Genomic DNA, 24,478 nt, shown 5'->3' with positions numbered 1-24,478 from the left:
CTGTCGCACATCAAGGGCCCGGACGCGGATGAAACCACGGTAACCGTGATGCTTGTGGCAGATTGCCCATTTCCGGTGTCCGGAGATGGCGAAAGGGGCCCGATCGCGACCGCGATCGAGCCCCTCACCAGCCGTGACGAGCAATTCCCGACGTGCTCGACATCCTCGAACGACGCACGGGCGAAGCGGGTCAGCCGAGTTCGTTACCCAGGATGGAGATGAACGAGACCATGTCGCCGGGATACCCGCCGAGGTTGTGGGTCAGCGCGAGCTTGCGCCCGTCCGCCGGGATCCGCCGGTCCGCCGGCGCCTCGTCGCGCAACTGGAGCCAGGCCTCGAACATCATCCGCAGCCCGGACGCGCCGACCGGGTGGCCGAAGCTCTTCAATCCGCCGTCCGGGTTCACCGGCAGCCGGCCGTTCAGGTCGAACGCGCCCGCCAGCACGTCCTTCCACGCGGTGCCGCGATCGGCGAAGCGCAGGTCCTCCATCAGGACCAGCTCGGTCGGCGTGAAGCAGTCGTGCACCTCGGCCATCGCCAGTTCCTCGCGCGGGTTGCGCACCCCCGCCTGCCGGTAGGCGTCCTCGGCGCACGCGGCGATCTCCCGGAACGTGGTGTAGTCGTACTCCGGGTCGATCACCCCCGAGCCGTTGCCCGCCACCAGCGACAGCGCCTTGATGTACAGCGGCTTGTCCGTGTACAGGTGTGCGTCCTCGGCCCGCACCACGATCGCCGCCGCCGCACCGTCCGCGACGCCCGCGCAGTCGAACACGCCCAGTTGGCCCGCGAGCTTGGGCATCGCGGAGATCTTCTCCGGGGCGATCTCCTTGCGGAACTGCGCGCGCGGGTTGCGGGCGCCGTTGTAGTGGTTCTTCGCCGCGATGTGCGACAACACGTCGCGCATCTCCGCCTCGGACACGCCGTACTTGTCGCCGTACGCGGGCACCACCATCGAGAACATCGCCGCCGCGGTGAGCGTGCGCGCGGTGCCGTCACCCGGGATCGGGAACGCGTTCAGGCCCTGGAAGCCGCCGTCCTTGACCTTCTCCACGCCGACCGCCATGGCCACGTCGTACGCGCCGGAGGCGACCGCGTACGCGGCCTGGCGCAACGCGTCGGATCCGGTCGCGCACATGTTCTCCACGCGGGTGACCGGCTTGCCCTGCAACTGCAGCGGTTTGGCCAGCGTCAGCCCGGACATCCCGGATTGCGCGGTGCCCAGCCAGTAGGCGTCGACCTGCTCCTTGTCCACGCCGGCGTTCGCGAACGCCTCGGTGGTGGCCTCGATCAGCAGGTCGTCGGTGCCCCGGTCCCAGTGTTCGACGAAGGGGGTGCAGCCCATCCCGATGATGGCGACGCGGTCCTTGATGCCGTGCGATCCCATGCCTATGCCTCCTCGGCGGCTCGGGCGGTCCGCACGGGGCGGGCCTTCCAGAAGTAGTTGTGGATGCCGTCGGCGGTGCCCAGCCGGCGGAAGGTCGGCTCGACCCGGTCGCCGATGGCCACCTCGGTCGCGTCCATGTCGGTCAGCTCGATCGGCAGCCGGCCGCCGTTGTCGAAGTCCACGACCGCGAACACCACCGGCGGGCTGGGCGAGTAGGCCATCCGGTCCACGGTGAACGTCTTGACCGTGCCGAGCACGTCGGCGGTGGGCACCGGCTCCATGTCGTCCACGTTGCCACCGGTCATCGACACGCGCTGCGGCGGCAGGTGCACCGCGCCGCTCTCGCGATCGCGCGAGCCGACGAAGCCGTACTTCCACTCCACCGAGCGCACCGCGGCCGAGGACGAGGTACGCGCGGGCTCGGGGCGACGCGGCGGCTCGACCGGGAGCAGCCCGCGCCAGGCGAGGTACTTCCCGTACGGCAGCGGCGCGCCGCCGGCGATCTGCTCGGCGACCGTGCGGGTGGGCCGGTAGGCGGCGAGAGCGTCGGTGGTGCGGAAGAGGAACACCTCGGCGCCGTCGGAGAGCACGACCAGGGCGAGCACCCGGCCCGGCTCGGCGTTGTCCAGCGTCGCGCTCAGCAACAGACCCGGGTGCGCCGCGCCGGTGTTGCCGACGCTGCCGGCGAGGTCGTCGCCCAGGACTCCCTCGCGGACCCCGAGCCGGCGGCCCAGCCCGGCGACCGCGCGGCCGTGCAGGCCGGCGATCACCGCGTGGTCGACCTGGTCGGCGGTCAGACCGGTGGCCTTGAGCGCGTCGGTCCACGCCTGCCGACCGGCGGCGAGGTAGTTGTTCTCGCCGAATTTCTCCTCCCACAACTTCGAACGCACCTCGCCGGGGGTGCGCCAGCGGTCGACGAACTCGGCCGTGGCGGACGCGCCGCCGAGGTACTCGGCGAGCACCGGGCCCTCGGCCGGACCGCCGACCAGCAGCGCGGCGGCGCCGTCGCCGCCGGCCGCCTCGTCGCCGCTGCCGGGCAGGCCGACCCGGATGTCCGCGCCGACCACGAGCGCGGCGCCGGCGCCGTCCAGGGCGAGCCGGAGCAGGCCCGCCGCGGAACGCACCGAGCCGGTGGCGTCCATCGCGGGCACCGAGCCGTCCAGGCGCAACGCGGCGTGCATCGCGGTCGCGTTGGTGCGGTCCGCGTACGCGGGCGCCACCGTCGCGAACAGCAGCGCGCGCGGGCGGACCCCGGGCGTCGCGCGCAGCGTGTTGCGGGCCGCCTCGACGCCCAGGGTGGTGGTGTCCTCGTCGAACGAGGCGACCGTGCGGGTGCCCTTGCCGCCGCCGGTACCGGCCACGGCGGCGATGGTCTTGCGGTCCAGGCGCCGGTAGGGGAGATAGGCCCCGTATCCGAGGATGCCGCGTCCCGTCGAAACTGCGGTTCCGTCAGTCGTCATTTCTCCGCTTCCGCCTCGTTCCACTTGGGTTCGTCCGGGTTCGTCGCGTTCGTGCGTTGCCGTCGGCCGCTCGGGCCGCCGTGCGGGTGGATTCGGGAGCGCGGCTACGGGGTCTCCAACCCGATCGCGCCGTCGGCCGCGAGGCGGTCGATCTCCGCGCGGGACAGGCCCAGTTCGGCCTCCAACACCTCGGCGGTGTGTTCGCCGACCCAGGGCACCCGGGTCTCCGGGCCCTCGGCGACGCGGGAGAGCTTGACCGGGTTGCCCGGCGACAGGACCGGTGCCGGGTCGCCGTCGGTGCGCTCCATCTCGACGATCATGTTGCGATTGCGCACGTGCTCGTCCTCGATCACGTCGCCGGGGTTGTACACGGGGCCGGACGCGACGCCCACCCCGCTGAGCGCCGCACACGCCTGCAGGCGGGACTTGTCCGCCGCCCATTCCTCGATGCCCGGCCGCAGGATGTCCTCGATGTGGTCGAACCACTCCTGGGGGCCGGCCAGGCGCGGGTCGCTCTTCCACTGCGGCCTGCCGACCAGGTCGGCGAGCGCCGCGAACATGTGCGGGCGGGCGCACTGGATCAGGAAGTAGCCGTCGAAGGCCCGGAACGAGTGGTTGATCAGCGGTGCCAGGCCGGGGTCCTTCAGGCCCATCGACCAGTAGCTGATGCCCGCGTCGTTCAGCGCGACCATGGCGTCGAACATGGAGATGTCCACGTACTGGCCGACGCCGGTCGCGTCCCGGTGGCGCAGCGCGGCGAGCACGCCGATCACCGCGAACAGGGCCGAGCCCGAGTCGCCCAGCGCGCCCAGCGGGGACACCACGGGCGCGGTGTTCGGGTCGCGCTTGAAGTCGTACAGACCGGCCATGCCCTCGGCGACCGGGGCGTACGCGGGCCAGGACGCGTACGGCGACTCGGTGGTGTTGCCGAAGCCGGAGACCGAGAGGTAGATCGCACGCGGGTTGACGGCGGCGATGTCCGCGAAGCCCAGGCCCAGCCGGCCGGCCGTACCCGGCTTGAAGTTCTCGCAGACGATGTCCGCCTTCTCGGCCAGGCGCAGCACGATCTCGCGGCCCTCGGGGTGCTTGAGGTCGACCGTGACGCTGCGCTTGCCGAGGTTGTTGCGCAGGAAGGTGACGCCGACGCGGCGGCCGAGCGGGTCGGTCATCATCGGCAGTGCGGCGCGCCCGGATTCACCGACCACGGGCGACTCGATCTTGATGACCTCCGCGCCCAGGCGGGCGAGCATCTGCGTCGCGTAGGGGAGCGCCTGCATCTGTTCGATGGCCAGGACCCGGATCCCGTCGAGCGGCTTTCCGAAGCGTTGCAGGTCGGCGCCTGCCACCTCTCCCACGCGCATGGTCACTCACTCCCTGTTGTGCGGTCGTACGTGTGCCGCGCGGTCGACCGGCCGGCCGAACCTGCTGCAGCCGTGATGCCCGGGACCCGGCGAAGCGCCTGCCGGGCGCCTCGTACGAGTGCCCAATAGTCGCGAGACAGGCACCTCGTCACCATAGCTGACGGACAGTCAGATGAGCATGGGTCGAGTCCCGTGCCGCTCGTCACGCGCCCGGATCCGGGGGTCGCGCGGCGTTTCCGGTGGAGGTGCGCGAGGGGCGGAGGCGCTATTGTTGGTTGAGCCATGCAGTTAATGCGTGGCGAGCGACAAGGGGGCGGTCATCGACACCGCGACGACACCGTGTGACGAGCCGACAGCCGGCCGCGCACCGGACGAACTCGGACGCGAACTCGCGCGTCTCATGCGGCTCACGGCCGCCGCCAAGGGGCGCAGTCGCGCAGAGAGCGGCCCCGTGCCGGACGGGGGAGACCGGCTGCTCCTGGCCTACCTCGTGATGGAAGGGCCGCGCCGCGTCACCGATCTGGCCGTGATGACCTTCCTGGACGTGTCCACGGTCAGCCGACAGATCGCCTCGCTGGTCCAGCGCGGCCTCGTCGAGCGCCGCCCCGACCCCAGCGACGGTCGCGGCACCCTGCTCGCGGCAACCGAGGCCGGGGCCCAGGCGTTCGAGATCTACCGCGCCCGCCGCCAGGCCGAACTGGACCGGGTCACCCGCGACTGGTCCGCCGACGAACGCGAAACGCTCGTCCACCTCCTCGGTCGCTTCAACGACGACCTCGAACGAGACCAGGCACCCACGCGCGACGCCGCGCCCGGTGCACCGGAAGGCCGTACCGCATGACCGACACGAAACCGCAGGCCGCACCCGACCAGGCGGCGAGCGAAAGCGGCCTGAGTCACCGCCAGATCATGACGATCCTGTACGGCTTGATGGCCGGCATGTTCCTGGCCGCGCTCGACCAGACGATCGTCTCGACCGCGATCCGCACCATCTCCGACGACCTGCACGGCCTCAGCCGGCAGGCGTGGGCCACCACCGCCTACCTGATCACCTCGACGATCGCCACGCCGCTGTACGGCAAGCTGTCCGACCTGTACGGCCGGCGCCCGTTCTACCTCGCCGCCATCACGATCTTCGTGGTCGGCTCCGCCGCGTGCACGTTCTCCACGTCGATGTACGAACTCGCCGGCTTCCGCGCCCTCCAGGGTCTGGGCGCGGGCGGTCTGCTGTCGCTCGCGTTCGCGATCATCGGCGACATCGTGCCGCCTCGCGAACGCGCCCGCTACCAGGGCTACTTCCTCGCCGTGTTCGGCACCTCCAGCGTGCTCGGCCCGCTCGTCGGCGGCTTCTTCGCCGGCCAGGGCGAGATCCTGGGCATCGCGGGTTGGCGCTGGGTGTTCCTGGTCAACGTGCCGGTCGGCGTGGTGGCCCTGCTCGTGGTCGGCAAGGTGCTGCACATCCCGCACACCCGCCGCCCGCACCGGATCGACTGGTTCGGCGCGGCCACCCTGACCCTGGGCGTCGTACCGCTGCTGATCGTCGCCGAACAGGGCCGCGAGTGGGGGTGGGGCTCGGGCGCCTCGATCGCCTGCTACCTGATCGGCTCGATCGGCGTGCTCACCTGGATCCTGGTCGAGCACCGGATGGGCGAGGACGCGCTGATCCCGATGCGCCTGTTCGCCGACCGCATCTTCAGCCTCGCGTCGCTGATCGGCCTGATCTTCGGGATGGCGATGTTCGGCGGGTTCCTGCTGATCCCGCAGTACTTCCAGATCGTCAAGGGCGCCGGCCCGACCGAGGCCGGCCTGCTGATGATCCCGGTCATGGTCGGCATGATGGGCTCCTCGATCCTGTCCGGCCAGATCACCTCCAAGACCGGCCGGTACAAGATCTTCCCGATCCTGGGCACCGGCATCGCCACGATCGCGATGGGCCTGTTCGCGTTCTTCGTCGACGCCGAGACCTCGCTCGTGACCACGAGCCTGTTCATGGTCCTGCTCGGCGTCGGCCTCGGCCAGTGCATGCAGACGCTGATCCTGGTCGTACAAAACGCGGTTCCGCCGAAGGACATGGGCGTGGCCACCTCCGCCGCGACCTTCTTCCGGCAGATGGGCGCCACCGCCGGCACCGCGGTGTTCCTGTCCGTGCTCTTCAGCAACGTCTCCGGGGAGATCGCCAAGGCGTTCACCCGGGACGTGCGCACCCCCGCGTTCCAGTCCGCGCTGGCCGATCCCGCCGTGCTCGCCGACCCCGCCAACGGGCCGGTGATCGATCTGGTCCGGAACCCGAACCCGGGCGGCGCGCAGGGCTCCGGCGTGCTCAGCGACTCCTCCTTCATCCAGCACCTGGACCCGCGCCTGGCCGCACCCTTCAAGGAGGGCTTCTCCGAGGCGATGCAGTTGGTCTTCCTGATCGCCGCGTGCGTGATGGCGGTGGCGTTCGTACTGGTCTTCTTCATCAAGGAGGTACCGCTGCGCACCATGTCCGGCCTCCAGGCCAAGGCCGCCGCCGAGGCGGCGGAACTGGCCGACGCACAGGCGGCCACCGCCGCCTCGGAGCAGGCCGAACCGTCGCAGCAGCCCGCCACCGCCGGCCCGGTATCCGCCGCGCCCCCATCGTCGGAACAGGACGCCCGACGTGCCGTCGGCCGCCGCCGGCCCGAACGAGACTGACCGCGCCCGACCCCGGTCGCACCGGCCGGACGGGGCCATCCGCCCCGTCCGGCCGGCCCGAACACCCGCACCACGAGCCGAGCGCCGCACACCGGATCAGACCCGGTGCGCCCCACGCCGCACGACCACCCGCCACGCCCACACCGCCGCGCCCAGGTTCACCGCGGCCAGCGCCACGAACGTCACCACGGCCGCGTGCGCCGACGCGGCGGCACCCGGACCGGTCGCGGACAAGAACGCGGTCCCGTACGTGGCCACCCCCAACACCGCGCCGACCTGCATCAGCGTGACCAACACCCCGCTCGCGTCGCCCGCGTGCTCGGCCCGCACCCGACCCAGCGCGCCCGCCATCAGCGGCCCGATCACCGCGCCCTGGCCCAGACCCATCGCGGCCAAGCCGCACGCCAGCGCCACGCCGCCGTCGCGGCCGCCGTGCACCGAGGCGGCCATGCCGACGTACGACACGGACACCAGCGCGAAGCCCAGGTACGCCACGTGCGTCCGGATCCGCTCCGGCAACCGCCCCCACCCCAGCCCGGAAATCGCGAACCCGATCGCACACGGCACATAGGTCAGCCCGGCCCGCAGCGGACTGTCGCCGAGACCGGACTGAAGGTGCAGCGCCAGGGTGAACAGGAACCCGCTGTAACTCGCGATCCCGATCAGCAGCGCGATCCCGCCGGACAACAACCCGGGCGAACGCAACACCGCCCCCGGCACCAACGGCGAACCACCACGTGCCGCCACCGCCCGCTCGACCAGCGCGAACGCACCCATCCCGAGGACCCCCGCCGCGAGCACCAGCCAACCCCACACCGGCCAACCCTGCTCGTGCCCCATCACCAGCGGCACCACCAACGCGAGCATCGCCGGCGCCAACACCAGCACGCCCGGCACGTCCAACCGACCCCAACCCGTGCGCGTCCCAGGATCCGGCCCGTCCCCGCCCAACGCCCGCCACCCGACCACCAGCAACAACACGCCCAGCGGCACATTGACCAGGAACACCGGCCGCCACCCGGTGCCCAGCAGATCCGCGCTCACCAGCACCCCGCCCAGGATCTGCCCGACGACCGCACCACCCGCGATCGCCGTCTGGTAGAGGCCCATCGCCGCGGTCCGCCGCCGCCCCTCGAACCGGCGCTGGATCAACGTCAACACCTGCGGCACCAACAACGCGGCACCGGCGCCCTGAAGACCCCGGAACACCACCAACTCACCCGTGGACCCGGCCAGTCCACACGCCAGCGAGGCCAGCGTGAACAACCCGAGCCCACCCAGGTACGTCCGGCCGTACCCGAAGATCGAGCCCAATCGCGAACCGGTGATCAACAACATCGCGTAGGCGATCGTGTACCCCGCGATGATCCACTGCAGCCCGGCCCCCGACGCATGCAGGTCCGAACGCATCACCGGCGCCGCGACGTTGACGATCGACGCGTCCAACACCGCCATGAACTGGCCGGCCACCAGCACCACCAGCAGCACCGTGCTCGCGGCCCCGCGCCGGGCCGCCCCCCGTTCCCGCTCCGTCTCCTCGCCCGCGCCCCCGAGAGCGGTGGTCACCCGCTCCACGTCCCCCTCGCGCCGGGCGTCGCTGCCCGACATCAGATCCGTATCGTTCATGGAGACGACTGTGATCGGCCCCGGGTACCCGGACCAGTAGCCTGGTTATCCGGGTATAACCAGGCACCTGGCAATCGCCTGCACCGGGACACAGGATGGACCGATGACCGGCAGCCCACGCACCGACGCCGTTCCCGAACAGCACGACCGCCACCGGGCCGACCTCGACCCGAGCGACACCCACCGAGCGGACCCGCCCGCCCTCAAGCGCGCCGTGCCGCAATACGTGGGCCCCACCCGCGCCGCCTCGCGGGCCGAACTCGGCGCGTTCCTGCGCAGCCGCCGGGAGCGCATCACCCCGGACCAGGTCGGCCTCCCGGTCGGCCGCCGCCGGCGCACCCCGGGCCTGCGCCGCGAAGAGGTCGCCCAACTCTCCGGCGTGGGCGTCACCTGGTACACCTGGCTCGAACAGGGCCGCCCGATCAACGTCAGCGCGCAGGTGATCGGCGGCATCGCCCGCACGCTGCGCCTGGACGGCGTCGAGCTGGAGCACGTCAAGCGGTTGGCCTGCGTACCGAGCACGGCGACGCTGCGCAGCGAGAACGCGGTGGACGTCGACACCCAAACCCTGCTCGACGACTTCGCCACGCTGCCCGCGGTCGTGATGAACGGCCGCTACGACGTGCTGGCCTACAACGACCTGTACGCCAAGGTCTTCCCGGCCCTGGTCGCCGCTCCCCGAGCCCGGCGCAACCTGATCTGGGAGCTGTTCACCCGACCCGCGTGCTGCAACCCGTTCCACGAGTGGCGCCAGGAGTGCCAGGGCCTGGTCGGCGTGCTGCGCGGCACCTACGCCCGCAACATCGGCGATCCGGTCTGGGTCGCGTTCATCGACGAACTGGTCGAGGCCAGCCCCGAGTTCGCCAAGGCATGGGCGGCCCACCCGATTTCGCTCACCCGCACCCGGGTCAAGTACTTCCGCCACCTGGACGTCGGCGTGCTGCACGTGCGCGCCATCCCGACCGATCTGACCGCCGCCCCCGGCCAGCGCCTCAGCGTCTACATACCGCAGAGCGAGGAGACCCGCGCCCGCCTGGCCCGGCTCACCGCACCGGACTTCGTCCCCGGCACGCCCCACGCGCACCCGGGACCGTGAGTGGGCGAACGCACCCGGAGAAACGCCGAAGGGCCAGCGGATCGTGACGATCCGCCGGCCCTTCGATACCTCTGGTGCGCGATACTGGGATTGAACCAGTGACCTCTTCCGTGTCAGGGAAGCGCTCTCCCGCTGAGCTAATCGCGCGGGCGCCGTGCGTGAACCGTGTGGTGCACGTACTGCGTGTTTCGGTGGTGCGACGTGCGCGATACTGGGATTGAACCAGTGACCTCTTCCGTGTCAGGGAAGCGCTCTCCCGCTGAGCTAATCGCGCGGGAAGTTCACCTTCGGCACGGAGCCTCGGGGTCTCTTGGAGGTGGAGACGGGATTTGAACCCGTGTAGACGGCTTTGCAGGCCGTTGCCTCGCCTCTCGGCCACTCCACCAAGTGAAGGAACCATAGTGGGTACCCACTACTTTCCTCTACTTCTTCCGAGCGGACGACGAGATTCGAACTCGCGACCCTCACCTTGGCAAGGTGATGCTCTACCAACTGAGCCACGTCCGCCTGTCGACCCGAGCTGCGTTTCCGCGTCCCGGCGACGTTGAGAACTTTAGCGGATCCGAGGGCCATCACAAAAACCGATTCCCCGCAGACCCCGCCGGGCGACCCGCGCAACCTGCGAAAACGACCGAGGCCGGCTCGAACCACCAGGGTTCGAACCGGCCTTCGGCGTGGTTCGCCGGGCCGCGCCGAGGGACCTCGGCACGCCCCTCGACCGGGGCTCGCCGCCGTCTCCGCGGGCCCGGACGGGTCTTCGGCTCAGCTTCGGCGCTCGCCCGAGGGGGCGGGTTCGGCGGCCGGGGCGGTCGGGGTGTGGGCCGGGTCCGGGGCGGCCTCGGCGTCGTCGGCGTCCTCGGCCTCCTTGGCGGGCGACGCCGGCTGGGCCGGGGCCTGGGCCGGGACCTGGGGGAGTTCGGCCTCCACTCGGGATTCGGCCGGAGTTCGGACTTCGTTCTCGACCGCGTCCTTGCCTTCGCCGGGCTCGGCGTGCCCGCTTTCCTCCTCGACCGCAGGCTCGGCGGCCGGCTCGGCAGGGGACGGGGTGGCGGCCTCGGCAGCGGGCTCGGCGGACTCCGCGACCTCGGCAGGCTTGGCCAGGGACACCGATTCGTGCGCTTCGGCCCGTACGGGCGCGGCATCCGCCGTGGCGACACCGGCGGTCGGCGCGGCGGTGGGCCGCGGCGGCGGAACCCTCCCGGGCTGCGGGGCCGGCGTCCCGTCGACCGGCAGCACGGTGGTCGCATCGGCAACCACCGGAGCCTCATGATCGGCCGGAGCCGGAGCCGGAGCCGGAGCCGGAGCCGGAGCCGGAGCGGCAGCCGGTGCCGGAGCCACAGCCCCGTCGGCACCCGCCGCGCCCGAGTCCACCGCGGTCGGCGCCTGCGGCACCGGCGGAGCCCCCGGCGTGCCCGGAGCCTGCGGCACCGGCGGCGCGAAGTACTGCGCGGTCGGGGCCTGCGCCGGATAGGCCGCCCACGGCGCGGGCGCGCCACCGGGGAAGCCGACCGGCATCCCGGGCATCCCCGGCATCCCGCCCGCAACCCCGGCGGGCACCAGCCCCGAGGCGAAGGCCAGCGCCTCGCGCTCGTGCTGGAACGCGGTGATCCTGCGGACCACCAGGATCGCCGCGACCGCCGCCAGGATCAGCACCAGGTCCGCGACCCCGGACAGCACGTCGATGGTCCGCAGCCGGTCGGCGTCGGACAGCACGATGTCCTCGTCGAGCGGGTAGGACAGCCGGCTCGCGAAGAACAACACACCCGAGGCCACCAGCAGCACCCACCAGGCCCACAACAGCGGCAACCGGCCGGGGGTACGCCCGCCGCGCTCGGCGGTGCGCGGATCGCTCGCGCGCCACACGTCGTGCAGGATCAGCTTGGGAAACCACAGGCTGACCACCGGCACCAGCCAGCCGCCGATCGCCCACCCGGTGGACAGATGTTGCTTCGAGGGGCCGAACAGGTCCACGTTGGCGCGCGCCCGGTACATCCAGACGATGAACAGCACGGCCGTCGCGATCATCGACAGGACCAGGAACACCGTCGCCGCCGCCACGAGCGAATCCGAGTCCTCGGCCTTGGTGCGCAGCGCGTCCGTCATGCCGAGCTCACCGGCGTCGGCGATCTGCCGCAGCACGTCCGCACGGTGGAAGAACGCCGCCGCGCACAGCGCCGCGAACACCGCGGACAGCGGCAGCAGGACGTACAACGTCACGGCGAGCCCACGCAGTGCCCGAAACGGCTGCGGCAGCCAACCCGGGTACGGCGAGGCCGGATACGCCCCGGGCATGCCGTACGGGGCCTGCGGGGCGAACTGCGCCGGTGCGTGCGGGGCGAACTGTCCCGGCGCGTGCGGATAGGCACCCGGGTACGCGCCGGTCGGCGCGGGCGCCGGTGCGGGTGCGGCGTACGGATCCGACGCCGCGGGAGTGGCGGGAGGCGCGGCGGGCCCGGCGACCACGGGGGTCGACCCGGTGCCGGCCTGCTGCGGTGCGGCGGCGGCCGGGACGGCGCCGCAGTACGAACAGCGGTCGGCCCGCGTAGACCAGGTGTCGCAGGCGGAACAGTGCACGGATGAACGTCCTTCGATCGCGTGGTGCTGTGGAGACTTCGGGGGCCGGGGCGAACCGACCGGGGGAGTGCGGTCACCGGACTCGGGGCTGCCGGATCCCTACCCACCGTGCCGCATCATGCCGTGCCGGACCGGCACACGGGAACGCGGAATCGGCTCGGGGCGGTTCCGGGCGCGTCGGGTGCGTGGGAACAGGCGAACGAAGCCGCCGATGCCGGGCCGCTCGGGACGTCGGGACGCCCTTCTACAATGGACGATCTGATCCGCGCGCCGATCCGCCACAGGTGCCGCGGTCGCGACCCCGGAACGAACCAGTGAGTCAGCCACCTCCTCTCGCCCATCTCGGCGGGCGCTTGGCCACCGGCCTGCGTGACGTCACCCGTGACCCGGCCGCCCTGGACTCGCACGGGTTCTGGGCCGTCGTCGCCGACTTCGAAGGCGACCTGTTGTGCGCACGCTTCGACCAGGTGCGCCCGGCCCCGCTGCCCGCCGCGCCGTGGACCGGACCGCCCACCCACGCCTGGACCGACTCGCTCGGCGCCGACGCCTACCGCGCCGGGGTGCGCCGGATCCGCGAACACATCGCCGCCGGCGACGTGTACCAGGTCAACCTGTGCCGCCTGCTCAGCGCACCGCTGCCCGAGGACGCCGACATCCTCGGCCTGGCCGGCCGCCTCGCCCACGGCAACCCCGCCCCGTACGCGGGGGTGATCCGGCTGCCCGCGCACGACGTCCACGTCGCGTGCGCGTCGCCCGAGCTCTACCTGCAGCGCGCCGGCGACCGGGTCTGGTCCGGCCCGATCAAGGGCACCGGTCGCACCGAGGCCGACCTGCTGCCCAAGGACCACGCCGAGAACGTGATGATCGTGGACCTGGTCCGCAACGACCTCGGTCGGGCGAGCGCGATCGGCTCGGTCACCGTGCCCGACCTGTGCGTGGTCGAGAAGCACCCCGGGCTGGTCCACCTGGTCTCCACCGTCGCCGGCACCCTGGCGCCGGGCGTGGGCTGGCCCGAACTGTTCGCCGCGACCTTCCCGCCCGGCTCGGTCAGCGGAGCGCCCAAGAGCAGCGCGCTGCGGATCATCGACGAACTCGAACCCGTCCCGCGCGGCCCGTACTGCGGTGCGATCGGCTGGGTCGACGCGGACCGCCGCGAGGGCTCGCTCGCGGTGGGCATACGCAGCTTCTTCATCCGCGACGGCAGGCTGTGCTTCGGCACCGGCGCGGGCATCACCTACGACTCCGACCCGCAGCGCGAGTGGGAGGAGACCGAACTCAAGGCCCACCGTCTGCTCGCGGTGGCGGGGCGGGACTATGCGTCGGGACCCGGACCCGAGCATGTCGGGCAGGACGCGCAGCACTCGGTTGTCCCGGAGATCCCGGACAACGCATCGCATGCCTCGGAGGGCGCATGAGCAGAATCTGGCTGAACGATCGCCTCGTCGACGACGAGCAAGCGGTGATTCGGGTGGACGACCACGGTCTGACCGTCGGCGACGGCGTCTTCGAGACGATGCGGGCGGCCGACGGGCGGGCTTTCGCCACGACCCGACACCTGGATCGGTTGGCCCGTTCCGCGCGTGGTCTCGGGCTTCCCGCCCCCGACCTCGACGCGATCCGCCACGCGTGCGCCGAGGTGCTGGCGGCCAACCCGCTGCCCGGCGTCGGCCGACTGCGAATCACCTACACGGGCGGTCGCTCGCCGCTGGGCTCCGAGCGCGGCAACGCCGCGCCGACGCTGGTGGTGGCCCTCGGCGCGGCCAAGCCCCGAAGCGAGAGCACGGCCGTGGTCACCGTCCCGTGGACCCGGAACCAGCACGCGCCGACCACCGGGCTCAAGACCACGAGCTACGCCGACAATGTGGTGATGCTCGGCTATGCCGCCGAACGCGGCGCGAGCGAGGCGCTGTTCGCGAACACGGCCGGCAACCTGTGCGAGGGCACCGGCTCGAACGTGTTCGCCGTACTCGACGGCCGGTTGCTCACCCCGCCGCTGTCGGCCGGCTGCCTGGCCGGGATCACCCGCGCGCTGGTGCTGGAATGGGTCGGCGCCGAGGAGGTCGACCTGCCCCTGGCCGCGCTCGCCGAAGCCGAGGAGCTGTTCCTGACCTCGTCGCTGCGTGACATCCAGGCCGTGCATCGGATCGACGGGCACACTCCGACCGCCCCCGGCCCGCTCACCCGCAAGGCCAAGGAGATCTTCGCGGCGCGCTCCGCCGAGGACATCGACCCGTGATCCCGACGTACCGGCGGTCCCGGCGCGCCGACGCCGCGGGGACCTCGTTCGCGGCGGCTTGATCACGCGTGGCCCGGGCCCGATTGGCCGGGGCCACGCGCGGGCAGCACTGCCGGTAACGGGGCATTGCGCCCGGGAAGGCGGGGGCCACCCGATGACCACCACTGTGCGACCGGCCGGACCGGGCCGGGACGGCGTGTACTCGATCTGCGCCAACGGCCGATCCGTCGGCGGCGTGCATCTGACTCCGCTGGGCCCGTGGGGTCCCGGCATCGGCTGGATCCTGCACATCCAGGTGTTGCCGTCGCGCCGCCGCCGCGGCCATGCCTGCGTGGCGATGCTCGCCGCCGAGGAGATCATGCGCGGCCTGCGCTGCACCCGGATGGCGGCGGCCGTCCCCGAGGGCAACCGGGCGGCGACCGGCCTCGTCCGGGCCCTGGGGTACACCTCCGACAGCAGCCGCCTCGCGGCCCCCGTGCGCACCACCGGCATGCCGCCCGGCGTACGCATGATGGACGCCGACGAACGCGACGCGTGGTGCGTGGGGGAGCTGCACCGGTACGCGGCGGATCTGCGTGCGGCGGGCTGGGCCGACGCCGCCGCGGAGAGCCGGGCCCGGGCCCGGCTGCCCGACCGCACCGCGCCCGCGCCGTACACGCTGGGCGAGGGGGCGGTGGTGTGGGTCGTCGACGGCGTGATCCTGGCGCTGACCGCGCCGACCCCGGCGGACGCGGCGACCCTGCTCCGCGCGGCCGGCCACGTGACGGCGGCGCAGGGCCTGCACGAGATGGCCATCGAACTCCTCGACGACACCCACGCGAAGGTCTGTACGGCGGCGGGATTCGCGCCGCGCACGCGTTATTGGGGGAAACCCATCCTGTGAGGGTCGGGTACATCCCTGATCCTGGGTGTACTCCACGGGGAGGAGATGCATCGGTCGGTGTCCTCCCCGAGTACTGATCCGACCGCCGATCGTGGCGTCCGGAGGCGGAGGAGACGACGATGGGGGTGGAGGAAGTACCAGGTCCGACAAGACCGACACCGATGCTTCGAACGTCCTGCAGGTTTCGAATGCTTCGTACGAGGAGGAGGCCGAGCGCATGTCCGGCGCAGATGTGGTGACCGGCGCCCTGTGCATGGCGCTGACGGGTCTCGGCCTGGTCATCGCGGTACAGAAGGCACGCCAACGACGTTTCCTGAACGCGACCCGGTGGACCGCCGCGGCGCTGTTCCCGATCGGGCTGTACCTGACCGGCCTGGCCACGCTGGGCCGCCGGGTGGGCAGTGCCGCCGCCGACTGGGCGACCGACCTGGCCTTCGGGATCAAGGCATGGGGCGGCGTGGCGATCCTCGCGTTCGCCGTGATGTTGCTGATGATCACCCGCATGATCGGCCGCAAGCACCCGGAGCCGACCGGTACGGCGACCTCGACCTCCGCGGATCTGTCCGCGCTGCTGGGCGGATCCGACGCGGGTGGCGAGCTGCCGCAGAGTCGGCAGCAACGGCAACCGAAGCAGCCGAAGCCGGCCCCGGCGCCCCGCTCCCGTCGCGCCGCGCGCGGTGCGGTGGACGACGAGTTCGCGGAGATCGAGGAACTGCTGCGCAAGCGCGGGATCTGAAGTCGGGGAATCCCGATTTGCGGATTACCGCCGGTTGCCGGTGGTTACCGAGAGGCGGCGTAAACACGCGCTGTGTACAACAGGGCACGCGGCGGGATGGTGAATGTGAACGCATTCCCATGCCGGAAAATGTGTTCGACTGTGCGCTTTCTTTGCGGCATGTGCGGATCGTGTACATATTCGGATCGACCGATCGCGCGGCGTGTTCGATTCACTCGTCCGGCGGTCGCGACGCGCACGGGGCGGGTGTGGCGCCCGGGGCCGAAAAGCACTCCGCCGCCCCCACCGTGTGGACGGTGGGTGCGGCGGAGTGCTGACGTACGTACCCGGCGCTGCGGACAGGGGCGTGCCCGCGGTTCCGGGAGCTCAGTTCTCGGCGAGAATCTGCGACAGTTCCCGGTCGAGATCGAAGAAGCGATGCTCGTTGCCGGGGGTGACGGCAGCGTTCGTACGCTTCAGGAACGACTCCAGCGCCCGCGCGGGCGCTTCGAGCAGGGCTTCACCCTCGGGCGAACTGAGGGCGATGCAGACGATGCTCTGTCCGTGGCTCCGGGAGGGCCACACACGAACGTCGCCGGTGCCGGAGGGCTGACGCAGCCCGTCGGCGAGAAGGTCGCGGGCGAAGACCCAGTCGACCGTCTCATCGGCACCCGTGTGGAAGGTCGCATGCACGGCGTACGGGTCCGACGAGTCGTATCGCAGCCCCGCAGGGACTGGCAATGAGGACTCGCTCGAGACGACGAGGCGCAGGTGCAGCTCACAGCTGACCGTGGTGTTCATAAGCGCCATGGCCTTTCGCTCAGTGTGCGCTCGGGGATTCGCACGTCGGCGTTCGCAACATCCCACCTGCGGACCTCTTGTAAACGTCTCTGCCCGATATACGGGCGTCTGGGTACTCCTTAAGAGCGATGCGGAGGTGTAACGTTCGCCCGCATGATTTCCGGAAGGGAACAGGCGTTCAGTTCATACCGTCATGCCCGGGCCGGGACCACACGGCACCGCCGGGCCCGCATGGAACCCTGTGCCCCCTTGTAGCGTTGTCAAGCAAGGCCGAGGCATGGTCGGCTCCGACCACAGGCCACACGGAGGTGCCCGGTGAACGACGGCCGGTACGACGAGAGAGGAAGACCAGGGATGGACACGGGGGCCGCGGACAACAGCGCGCACGCCACAAGAGAGCCCACCCTCGACCAGGGCGCCCCGAGCGGCCCGGCCGGCAAGCAGGCGAAACCATTCGGCTCCCGCGCACCCGCCTTCATCAAGCGCTCCAAGCCGTTGCACATGACCTGGCAGATCGGCGTCGCCGTGATCGGCTTCGCGATCATCGTCGGCGGCATCATCATGCTTCCGCTGCCCGGTCCCGGCTGGGCGGTCATCTTCCTCGGCCTGGCCGTCCTGGGCACCGAATTCGTCTGGGCCCAGCGCACCCTCCTGTGGACCAAGGACAAGGTCACCAAGGCCGCCAACCGCGCCCTCGACCCCAAGACCCGCCGGCGCAACATGATCATGCTCGCGATCGGCCTCATCCTGATCGGCGCCGCGGTGGCCCTGTACCTGTGGAAATACGGCCTGGCCCTCCCCTTCTGACCACCCCACCGCCCACACCCGGGGGTGCGCACAACCGCCCCCACACATGCGGTAATGTTCTCCCTGCGCCCGGGCGATTAGCTCAGCGGGAGAGCGCTTCGTTCACACCGAAGAGGTCACTGGTTCGATCCCAGTATCGCCCACCCAGGTCACAGCCCCGGATCATGAAAATGATCCGGGGCTTTGTCGTGCTGCCGGTGGCGAAGTGCCTGCTGCTCGATGCGGCGGGGCTGTCGGGGCTGTCGTGTGGAATGGCCCAGGGACGTTTCGCTCGGCAGCTTCGAAGGAGACAACATGGCCGTGTTCGACGACTTCGGTCGTCCGCTCGTTGCCGGCTTCATCGTCGAACCCACACCGGGACACGCGGAGCCCCACCACTACGACGTAGTGCTCGCCTCGGCGGGCGGAGGCAAGGGCGTGCCCCGGAATCGGGACTACACCCAGGCACTCGAAATACTGCTCCGCCGACTCGGCGGCCTGCACGGCCGGCTGCTCGATGCCGCGGTCGACAGCCGGAACACCGCGCTCCGGAAACTCCCCTTGGCGGAGCGCCGTGTGCTCTTGCCGGCCTGGCACGCCGTCGACCTGTACACCGTCAAGGACTTCAAGGAGCTGCGGCTTTCTCTGACGGGTTCGCAAAAGAACATCGGAGCGAAGCCGCGTTCGAAGGGGGGCAACGAGCGTCGACGTCTTCGACTTACCGTGAACGTCCCGGCTGCCGGAGACGCCGGGCGACTTGAGCAACTGCTCACTCGGCCGGAAACGGTCGAGATCCCGGACACCGACGAAGCAGGGATCGACGAAGTAGGGACCGATGCGGGAGCCGGGGCCGCCGGTGAGCCCGATCGTGCACCGTACCGATCGGGGATGCCCGATGCGCGCAACCGCAAGTCGGGTCGAGGGCAGGGGCGTTCAGCGGACAGTGCCGCGAATCGAGCCGTCGAGATGCGGGCGATGGCACTCGCCGAAGCCCACTACCGCGCCGAGGGCTGGGCCGTGAGCGTGGTCGCGAACACCAGCAGTTGGGACCTCACCTGTCGCAAGGACGGTGTCGAAAAGCACGTCGAGGTCAAGGGTCTGACCGGCACCCCCGAGGGCGTCCACCTGACCGCCAACGAGGTCCGGCACGCGCTCACCTATTCGAACCCCGCGCTCTTCGTCGTTCACGGGATCGTGGTGCATCGCTGCGGTGACGAGGTCACCGCCGACGGTGGTAGCGAACTGTGGTGGGATCCGTGGGTCATTGCTCTCGACCGAGCTACTGCGACTCAGTACCACTACGCCCTGGACGGCCCCACGTAGGCACGGTCGATCGGCCGGTTCGCTATGGCCGGGCACCGTGGCGTCGGCGGAGTCGGGGTGGCGGATTCCGGAGGATGCGGCGGGGTGGGCGACGCCGGCACTCACGACTGTGTGGCAACACGTCGCGCGGCAGGGGCGGTTGATGACGCGGCTGTTGCCGGAGCGCATCGGGGGCGGGGGCGGTTCCGTGCTGTTGCCGGCGACGTTGATCGAGGGAAGCTCATCGTGAACTCGGGCCCGGCGGCGGGGTGGGTTCGGTGGGCTTCGGGTTGGCTTCGAGCGCTCGGTCGGGCTGGGTTGGGCTTGAACGGTGGTGGGGTTGTTCGGTTTCGGAGGTCGGGCCGGCCGAGTGGGTCTCGGATGCCGGTCGGGTTGTCGAGTGGCTTCGAGTGTCGGGCGGGTCGGGGGATTTGTGGGTTGGGCGGGCTGTTTGGTTTGGGTGTTGCCACTCCTGGGGGTGCGCCGAAAGTGTGGTGTGTGAGTGGGGAAGTCGACACGGGGATGAGGTTACTTTTTGGCGGATCGGGGCTCTGAGATGGGTGTTTTTCGGGCTGTATCACGTCGGGCGCGTGGGGGTGGGGCTGACCCGATGTTCCGCCGGATGGGGGATCGCGCGATGATCTCCCGGTGACCGATACCTGTCTACCGATCCGCTGCGAGTGTGCGGGGGTACACCAGTGACCGGCGCCGGAACCGGCCTGTTGTTCTCTCCGTGGTTGTGGCTGGTGATGCCGCTGATCGTTTCCATCGACGCCGTGCTGCCGATCGTGCCCGGGGACGAACTCGTGATGGCCGCGGCGGCGGTGGCCGACGGTGACCTTCGGTACATCGTCCTGGTTTTGTTGACCGCCGGGATCGGCGCCTTCATCGGGGACCAGTGTGCCTACGCGGTGGGCCGCGCACGGCTGCGTCGCGGGGGCGACGCCGTGTTGGGGCCGCGTCGGCAGAAGGCGATGGATCTGGCCCGCGGCGCACTGGCCAAGGGCGGGATGTCCGCGCTGATCGCGGCCCGCTTCCTGCCCGGAGGTCGGACCGCGGTGAACATGCTCGCCGGCCGACTGGGCTACCCGCGCCCGCAGTTCCGCGCGGCGACGCTGGTCGGGGCGACCATCTCGGTGTCGTACGCGATGACGATCGGCACGCTGGCCGGGCACATCGTCGAGGACAGCCCGCTGCTGGTGGCGCTCGGCGGGATGGCGTTGGGCGCCTCGGTACCGCTGATCGTGGGAGTGCCGGCACGTGTCGTCCGCGAGGTGCGCCGTCGGCGTCACGCCGGCGAGGCGCCGGCGACCGTCGAGGTCTGAACAGGCGGCACAACGACGGTGGGGCGCGGGATCGATGCCGATCCCGCGCCCCACTCGCCTTCTCGAACCGCTAGCCGGCCCCACGCTCCGTCAGCATCGACCGCATCAGGTCGATCTCCGAGCTCTGGCCCACCACCATCGTGTTGGCCAGGTCCCGGACCTGCTGGACCTGCGCGCGCGCGACGCCCTCGCGGGCCATCGCCACACCGGCCTCGTGGTGGGTGATCATGAGCTGGAGGAACATCACCTCGGCGTCCTTGCCGTGCAACGTCGCCAGCTTGTCCAACTGCGCCTGCGTGGCCATGCCCGGCATGAGCTGGGTGTCCGCGCCCGCCGACGGCGTGCCGTGCCCGGAGTGGCCCGGCATCGAACCCGGCGTCATCCACTGCATCACCGGCCGGGTCGAGCCGAGGGTCAGGCCCCACAGCTGGAGCCAGGACGCCATCCGGCCGATCTGCTCCTGCTGGGTCAGCGCGATGTCGTACGCGAGCTTGCGGGTCGCGTCGTCCTGGGTCAGATCGCGGACCATCATCGCCATCTGCACGGCCTGGGCGTGGTGCGTGCGCATGTCGCGCGCGAACCCGGCGTCGACGGAATCGTCGGCCGGCGGATTCGGCACCGCGGCCGGCGCCGGGCCGAGCGCGCGGGTGGGCGCGGTCGCCGCGGCCGGCTCGGCCGAGTCGTCGGACGAACAGGCCGCCAGCGCCGGTACCGCGAGCAGCCCGGTCGCCACGATCAGCGCGACGCGTGCGCGGGGCCTCACGAGGTGGGCTTCCCGACGCCGCCCGTGCACGGCGAACCGGGCTCCGGGGTCTGCTTGCCTTCCTTGTACTCCTTGATGAACTGGTCCAGCCGCGGGTCGCTCGCGTTGTCGAGCTTGAGCTGGAGGCCCCACGCCGAGGCGACGACCGGCTTGTCCAGGCCGTCGTACGGGCTGAGCATCATGTACGTCTTGCCCTTGACCTTGGACTTCAGGACTTCCAACTGGTCCGCGGGCAGATTCGACTGGTAGGTGATCCACACCGTGCCGTGCTCCAGCGAGTGCACGCCGTTGCGGTTCGGCACCGGGGAGTCGTAGATCCCGCAGTTCTGCCAGACCGGGTCGTGCTCGCCGCCGACCGGCGGGCTCTGCTTGTAGGTGACTTCCTTGGGCTTGGAGATGTGCCCCTGGGACGCCGTGTACGCGCTCACCCCGACTATGTCGCTCTTGACGCTGGGGTCGGGCTTGACGTCGGCGATGACGTTGTTGGCGCCGCCCGGCTTGTCGCCCTCGTCGTCGGACGACATGACCACGGCGGTCAGCCCCGCCACCAGGGCGAGGACCGCGAGGCCCGAGGCGGCGAAGATGATCGCCGAGCGGCGCTTGGCGGCCTTGCGCTCCTGCTCGCGCTGAGCGGCCACCCGCTCACGCGTCGCCGCCATTCGGGCGGATTTCTGCGCCTTGCTCTGCTTCTTCGAGGTGTTGGGGGACTGTTGCCCCATGGCTCCGCCTTATTCCGATTCCGGGATTCGTCTGTGGGCCGTGCGAGGGTGTGCCGCGCGGATCACGTACGACTGACGCAGAGCACCGTCAGATCGGAGGCGTCCTCGGCGGGCCTGGGCGCGAGTGCGATGCCGACGGCGTCCGGTTCGGCCAACCACGGCGGGAGCATCGAGCTGGGCGCGGGGGCGACCACCGGCGGCAGCGGTGGAACGGTGGCGGGCACGCACGCGTGCGAGCGGTCACCGCATCGCCCCGACCCGTCGCCCTTGTCGTCCGGCCCGCTGCTGTCCCGGTCCTGGTGCGCGGTGTGATGAAAGGGACACACCGTCGGGATCGTCGCGGTCGAGGGCACCGACTCGGCGTGGATCGGAAAGGCGCTGCCGAGCAGCGCGGCGCACGCCAGTACAGCCCCGGCCAACAGCCGGATCACCGGCCGCAGCGGGACTGCCAGCGAGGCCATCCGTTGCGTCACGGGCCCTATTCTCACCCGAACGAGTGACCCTGTGGGAAGTCGGGGCAGGATCTTTCGTCGTCGTGAGGGCAACGTGATGGCGACCCGGCGGCGACACGGCCGTACGCGAGTCCGCCTCGACCCCCGAGCCGCACCCGCCGGGCCCGGGCCGGGTGCCGGCCGGGACCGGGGCAAACCGAGGCGAGGTTCCCGCCGGCGGCTCGATAGCATCGGTGTGCGAGCGATGCACCCAGCGCCGCCCAGCATCCACCAGCCACATGTCAGGAGACGAACGGTGTCCCAAGCCCGAGTGACCATCAGCCGCGACCCGGACCGGGACGAGCGGGTGGTGACCACGGGCACTACGGCTGCCGAGCTCTTCGAAGGCGACCGCTCGGTGGTCGCCGCGCGCGTGGCCGGCCGGCTCGTGGACCTGGCGTACGTCGTGCTCGACGGCGACGAGATCGAGCCGGTCGAGATCGGCTCCCCGGACGGCCTGAACATCCTGCGCCACTCCGCCGCGCACGTGCTGGCGCAGGCGGTCCAGGAGCTGTTCCCCGAGGCCAAGCTGGGCATCGGCCCGCCGATCAAGGACGGCTTCTACTACGACTTCGACGTCGAGACGCCGTTCCACCCCGACGATCTCAAGCGCATCGAGAAGAAGATGCAGGAGATCATCAAGCAGGGTCAGCGCTTCGCCCGCCGGGTCACCACCGACGAGGAGGCGTGCGCCGAGCTGGCCGACGAGCCGTACAAGCTGGAGCTGATCGGCCTCAAGGGCGCCGCCGCCGAGGCCGCCGAGGGCGCTTCCGCCGAGGTCGGCGCCGGTGAGCTGACCATCTACGACAACCTGAACGCGAAGACCGGCGAGCTGTGCTGGAAGGACCTCTGCCGAGGCCCGCACCTGCCCACCACCCGCAACATTCCCGCGTTCAAGCTGATGCGCTCGGCCGCCGCCTACTGGCGCGGCAGCGAGAAGAACAAGCAGCTCCAGCGCATCTACGGCACCGCGTGGCCGAGCAAGGACGAGCTCAAGGCGTACACGACCTTCCTGGAGGAGGCCGAGAAGCGCGACCACCGCAAGCTCGGCGCCGAGCTGGACCTGTTCTCCATCCCGGAGGAGATCGGCTCGGGCCTGGCCGTCTTCCACCCCAAGGGCGGCATCATCCGCCGCACCATGGAGGACTACTCGCGGCGTCGGCACGAGGAGGCCGGCTACGAGTTCGTCTACACGCCGCACGCCACCAAGGGCAAGCTCTTCGAGGTCTCCGGCCACCTGGACTGGTACGCCGACGGCATGTACCCGCCGATGGAGCTGGACGAGGGCCAGAGCTACTACCTCAAGCCGATGAACTGCCCGATGCACAACCTGATCTACCGGGCCCGGGGGCGCTCGTACCGGGAGTTCCCGCTGCGCCTGTTCGAGTTCGGCACGGTCTACCGCTACGAGAAGTCCGGCGTGGTGCACGGCCTCACCCGCGCCCGCGGCTTCACCCAGGACGACGCGCACATCTACTGCACGCGCGAGCAGATGTCGGGCGAGCTGGACTCGCTGCTGACCTTCGTGCTGAACCTGCTGCGCGACTACGGGCTCGACGACTTCTACCTGGAGCTGTCCACCAGGAACCCGGAGAAGTCGATCGGCACCGAGGAGAACTGGACCGAGGCCACCGAAACGCTGCGCCAGGCCGCGCAGAAGCAGGGCCTGGAGCTCGTCGACGACCCGGGCGGCGCCGCGTTCTACGGCCCGAAGATCTCGGTCCAGGCCAAGGACGCGATCGGGCGCACCTGGCAGATGTCGACCATCCAGGTCGACTTCAACCTGCCGGAGCGCTTCGACCTGGAGTACACCGCCTCCGACGGCTCCCGGCAGCAGCCGGTGATGATCCACCGTGCGCTGTTCGGCTCGATCGAGCGCTTCTTCGCGGTCCTGCTGGAGCACTACGCGGGCAAGATGCCGCCGTGGCTCGCGCCGGTCCAGGTGGTCGGCATCCCGATCACCGAGGAGCACGTCCCGTACCTGCGCGAGGTCGCGGCCAAGCTCAAGTCGCACGGGATCCGGGTCGAGATCGACGACTCGGCGGACCGCATGCAGAAGAAGATCCGCAACGCCAACAAGTTCAAGATCCCGTACATGCTGCTCGCGGGCGACGAGGACGTACAGGCCGGCGCGGTCAGCTTCCGCTACCGCAACGGCGAGCAGAACAACGGCGTCGCGGTCGACGACGCGGTGGCCGAGATCGTCAAGGCCGTCCAGGACCGCATCCAGATCTGACCGGCAATTCCTGCAGTGGGGGCGTACCGACGGGATCGGTACGCCCC

The 24,478-nt window shown here is 70.8% G+C and carries 20 protein-coding genes and 5 tRNA genes; 12 read left to right on the top strand and 13 right to left on the bottom strand.

Annotated elements, in window-relative coordinates:
- Positions 1-190: 190 nt before the first annotated feature.
- The 3 genes from ABZ374_RS22845 to ABZ374_RS22835 all read right to left on the bottom strand — a co-directional run bounded on the left by ABZ374_RS22845 (position 191) and on the right by ABZ374_RS22835 (position 4,205).
- Positions 191-1,384 (bottom strand): acetyl-CoA acetyltransferase, encoded by a 1,194-nt coding sequence (locus ABZ374_RS22845; RefSeq protein WP_360313859.1) that lies wholly within the window; start codon positions 1,382-1,384, stop codon positions 191-193.
- Positions 1,385-1,386: 2 nt separating this feature from the next.
- Complete coding sequence (locus ABZ374_RS22840) at positions 1,387-2,844, bottom strand: OB-fold domain-containing protein (RefSeq protein ID WP_360313857.1); 1,458 nt, start codon at positions 2,842-2,844, stop codon at positions 1,387-1,389.
- Positions 2,845-2,948: 104 nt separating this feature from the next.
- On the bottom strand, positions 2,949-4,205 hold the full coding sequence (locus tag ABZ374_RS22835) for a CaiB/BaiF CoA-transferase family protein (protein WP_360313855.1): 1,257 nt from the start codon (positions 4,203-4,205) through the stop codon (positions 2,949-2,951).
- 295 nt (positions 4,206-4,500) lie between these two features.
- Here ABZ374_RS22835 and ABZ374_RS22830 point away from each other — a divergent pair, with 295 nt between their 5' ends.
- Both ABZ374_RS22830 and ABZ374_RS22825 read left to right on the top strand, forming a co-directional pair.
- Complete coding sequence (locus ABZ374_RS22830; RefSeq protein ID WP_360313853.1) at positions 4,501-5,046, top strand: MarR family transcriptional regulator; 546 nt, start codon at positions 4,501-4,503, stop codon at positions 5,044-5,046.
- Positions 5,043-6,878 carry an MDR family MFS transporter gene (locus ABZ374_RS22825; protein WP_360313851.1) on the top strand — a complete coding sequence of 612 codons (1,836 nt, stop codon included), beginning with the start codon at positions 5,043-5,045 and terminating at the stop codon, positions 6,876-6,878. Before ABZ374_RS22830 ends, ABZ374_RS22825 begins: the two co-directional genes overlap by 4 nt.
- 96 nt (positions 6,879-6,974) lie before the next feature.
- Here the strand turns inward: ABZ374_RS22825 and ABZ374_RS22820 are convergent, their stop codons facing one another.
- Positions 6,975-8,504, bottom strand: coding sequence for an MFS transporter (locus ABZ374_RS22820; protein WP_360313849.1), 1,530 nt, complete (start codon positions 8,502-8,504; stop codon positions 6,975-6,977).
- Between the two features lie 103 nt (positions 8,505-8,607).
- Between ABZ374_RS22820 and ABZ374_RS22815 the strand changes: the two genes are divergently transcribed.
- Positions 8,608-9,600, top strand: a complete 993-nt coding sequence (locus ABZ374_RS22815; RefSeq protein WP_360313847.1) for a helix-turn-helix transcriptional regulator — start codon at positions 8,608-8,610, stop codon at positions 9,598-9,600.
- A 72-nt stretch (positions 9,601-9,672) separates the two neighbouring features.
- Here the strand turns inward: ABZ374_RS22815 and ABZ374_RS22810 are convergent.
- The 5 genes from ABZ374_RS22810 to ABZ374_RS22790 form a co-directional block, all read right to left on the bottom strand.
- Positions 9,673-9,747, bottom strand: a tRNA-Val gene (locus ABZ374_RS22810).
- A 55-nt stretch (positions 9,748-9,802) separates the two neighbouring features.
- Positions 9,803-9,874: transfer RNA gene (locus ABZ374_RS22805), tRNA-Val, on the bottom strand.
- Between the two features lie 37 nt (positions 9,875-9,911).
- A tRNA-Cys gene (locus ABZ374_RS22800) sits at positions 9,912-9,985 on the bottom strand.
- Between the two features lie 49 nt (positions 9,986-10,034).
- Positions 10,035-10,107: transfer RNA gene (locus ABZ374_RS22795), tRNA-Gly, on the bottom strand.
- A 255-nt stretch (positions 10,108-10,362) separates the two neighbouring features.
- Positions 10,363-12,174 carry a DUF4328 domain-containing protein gene (locus tag ABZ374_RS22790; RefSeq protein WP_360313845.1) on the bottom strand — a complete coding sequence of 604 codons (1,812 nt, stop codon included), beginning with the start codon at positions 12,172-12,174 and terminating at the stop codon, positions 10,363-10,365.
- Between the two features lie 314 nt (positions 12,175-12,488).
- On the opposite strand from ABZ374_RS22790, the gene ABZ374_RS22785 reads away from it, so the two are divergent.
- From ABZ374_RS22785 to ABZ374_RS22770, 4 genes are all read left to right on the top strand, one after another.
- Positions 12,489-13,589: a chorismate-binding protein gene (locus ABZ374_RS22785; RefSeq protein WP_360313843.1), complete on the top strand. Its 1,101-nt coding sequence runs from the start codon at positions 12,489-12,491 to the stop codon at positions 13,587-13,589.
- Positions 13,586-14,410, top strand: a complete 825-nt coding sequence (locus ABZ374_RS22780) for an aminodeoxychorismate lyase (RefSeq protein ID WP_360313841.1) — start codon at positions 13,586-13,588, stop codon at positions 14,408-14,410. Before ABZ374_RS22785 ends, ABZ374_RS22780 begins: the two co-directional genes overlap by 4 nt.
- A 154-nt stretch (positions 14,411-14,564) precedes the next feature.
- A complete protein-coding gene (locus tag ABZ374_RS22775; protein ID WP_360313839.1) occupies positions 14,565-15,293 on the top strand; it encodes a GNAT family N-acetyltransferase in 729 nt (242 codons plus the stop codon).
- A gap of 217 nt (positions 15,294-15,510) precedes the next feature.
- The gene (locus tag ABZ374_RS22770; RefSeq protein ID WP_360313837.1) at positions 15,511-16,029 is read left to right on the top strand and encodes a hypothetical protein; all 519 of its coding nucleotides are present in this window, start codon (positions 15,511-15,513) and stop codon (positions 16,027-16,029) included.
- Between the two features lie 366 nt (positions 16,030-16,395).
- On the opposite strand, the gene ABZ374_RS22765 is transcribed toward ABZ374_RS22770, so the two are convergent.
- A complete protein-coding gene (locus ABZ374_RS22765) occupies positions 16,396-16,809 on the bottom strand; it encodes an SsgA family sporulation/cell division regulator (RefSeq protein WP_161356292.1) in 414 nt (137 codons plus the stop codon).
- A gap of 354 nt (positions 16,810-17,163) precedes the next feature.
- Between ABZ374_RS22765 and ABZ374_RS22760 the strand changes: the two genes are divergently transcribed.
- The 4 genes from ABZ374_RS22760 (at position 17,164) to ABZ374_RS22745 (ending at position 20,222) form a co-directional block, all read left to right on the top strand.
- Complete coding sequence (locus ABZ374_RS22760) at positions 17,164-17,616, top strand: TIGR02611 family protein (RefSeq protein ID WP_360313835.1); 453 nt, start codon at positions 17,164-17,166, stop codon at positions 17,614-17,616.
- 71 nt (positions 17,617-17,687) lie between these two features.
- Positions 17,688-17,759 (top strand) — tRNA-Val (locus tag ABZ374_RS22755).
- Positions 17,760-17,910: 151 nt separating this feature from the next.
- A complete protein-coding gene (locus ABZ374_RS22750; protein WP_360313833.1) occupies positions 17,911-18,918 on the top strand; it encodes a DUF3883 domain-containing protein in 1,008 nt (335 codons plus the stop codon).
- A 677-nt stretch (positions 18,919-19,595) separates the two neighbouring features.
- Positions 19,596-20,222, top strand: coding sequence for a DedA family protein (locus ABZ374_RS22745; RefSeq protein WP_360313831.1), 627 nt, complete (start codon positions 19,596-19,598; stop codon positions 20,220-20,222).
- 70 nt (positions 20,223-20,292) lie between these two features.
- Here the strand turns inward: ABZ374_RS22745 and ABZ374_RS22740 are convergent, their stop codons facing one another.
- The 3 genes from ABZ374_RS22740 to ABZ374_RS22730 all read right to left on the bottom strand — a co-directional run bounded on the left by ABZ374_RS22740 (position 20,293) and on the right by ABZ374_RS22730 (position 22,177).
- Entirely contained in the window at positions 20,293-20,985 is a 693-nt protein-coding gene (locus tag ABZ374_RS22740; RefSeq protein WP_360313829.1) for a DUF305 domain-containing protein, read from the bottom strand.
- The gene (locus tag ABZ374_RS22735; protein ID WP_360313827.1) at positions 20,982-21,704 is read right to left on the bottom strand and encodes a DUF3105 domain-containing protein; all 723 of its coding nucleotides are present in this window, start codon (positions 21,702-21,704) and stop codon (positions 20,982-20,984) included. The genes ABZ374_RS22740 and ABZ374_RS22735 overlap by 4 nt, the downstream gene beginning before the upstream one ends.
- Before the next feature lie 62 nt (positions 21,705-21,766).
- Complete coding sequence (locus tag ABZ374_RS22730) at positions 21,767-22,177, bottom strand: hypothetical protein (protein ID WP_360313825.1); 411 nt, start codon at positions 22,175-22,177, stop codon at positions 21,767-21,769.
- A gap of 274 nt (positions 22,178-22,451) precedes the next feature.
- On the opposite strand from ABZ374_RS22730, the gene thrS reads away from it, so the two are divergent.
- A complete protein-coding gene (thrS, locus tag ABZ374_RS22725; RefSeq protein WP_360313823.1) occupies positions 22,452-24,431 on the top strand; it encodes a threonine--tRNA ligase in 1,980 nt (659 codons plus the stop codon).
- The last annotated feature ends 47 nt before the right edge of the window (positions 24,432-24,478 follow it).

Origin of the sequence: Embleya sp. NPDC005971 (genome assembly GCF_040629175.1) — a bacterium.
Classification (GTDB): Bacteria; Actinomycetota; Actinomycetes; order Streptomycetales; family Streptomycetaceae; genus Embleya.
The sequence above is the reverse complement of the archived record's forward strand: the minus strand, read 5'-3'. Positions and strand labels throughout refer to the sequence as shown.

Bases quoted from the DNA above. Each gene is read 5' to 3' on its own strand.
- ABZ374_RS22845 (WP_360313859.1), bottom strand. From the start codon at position 1,384: ATGGGATCGCACGGCATCAAGGACCGCGTCGCCATCATCGGGATGGGC.
- ABZ374_RS22840 (WP_360313857.1), bottom strand. From the start codon at position 2,844: ATGACGACTGACGGAACCGCAGTTTCGACGGGACGCGGCATCCTCGGA.
- ABZ374_RS22835 (WP_360313855.1), bottom strand. From the start codon at position 4,205: ATGCGCGTGGGAGAGGTGGCAGGCGCCGACCTGCAACGCTTCGGAAAG.
- ABZ374_RS22825 (WP_360313851.1), top strand. From the start codon at position 5,043: ATGACCGACACGAAACCGCAGGCCGCACCCGACCAGGCGGCGAGCGAA.
- ABZ374_RS22820 (WP_360313849.1), bottom strand. From the start codon at position 8,504: ATGAACGATACGGATCTGATGTCGGGCAGCGACGCCCGGCGCGAGGGG.
- ABZ374_RS22815 (WP_360313847.1), top strand. From the start codon at position 8,608: ATGACCGGCAGCCCACGCACCGACGCCGTTCCCGAACAGCACGACCGC.
- ABZ374_RS22780 (WP_360313841.1), top strand. From the start codon at position 13,586: ATGAGCAGAATCTGGCTGAACGATCGCCTCGTCGACGACGAGCAAGCG.
- ABZ374_RS22775 (WP_360313839.1), top strand. From the start codon at position 14,565: ATGACCACCACTGTGCGACCGGCCGGACCGGGCCGGGACGGCGTGTAC.
- ABZ374_RS22770 (WP_360313837.1), top strand. From the start codon at position 15,511: ATGTCCGGCGCAGATGTGGTGACCGGCGCCCTGTGCATGGCGCTGACG.
- ABZ374_RS22765 (WP_161356292.1), bottom strand. From the start codon at position 16,809: ATGAACACCACGGTCAGCTGTGAGCTGCACCTGCGCCTCGTCGTCTCG.
- ABZ374_RS22760 (WP_360313835.1), top strand. From the start codon at position 17,164: ATGGACACGGGGGCCGCGGACAACAGCGCGCACGCCACAAGAGAGCCC.
- ABZ374_RS22750 (WP_360313833.1), top strand. From the start codon at position 17,911: ATGGCCGTGTTCGACGACTTCGGTCGTCCGCTCGTTGCCGGCTTCATC.
- ABZ374_RS22735 (WP_360313827.1), bottom strand. From the start codon at position 21,704: ATGGGGCAACAGTCCCCCAACACCTCGAAGAAGCAGAGCAAGGCGCAG.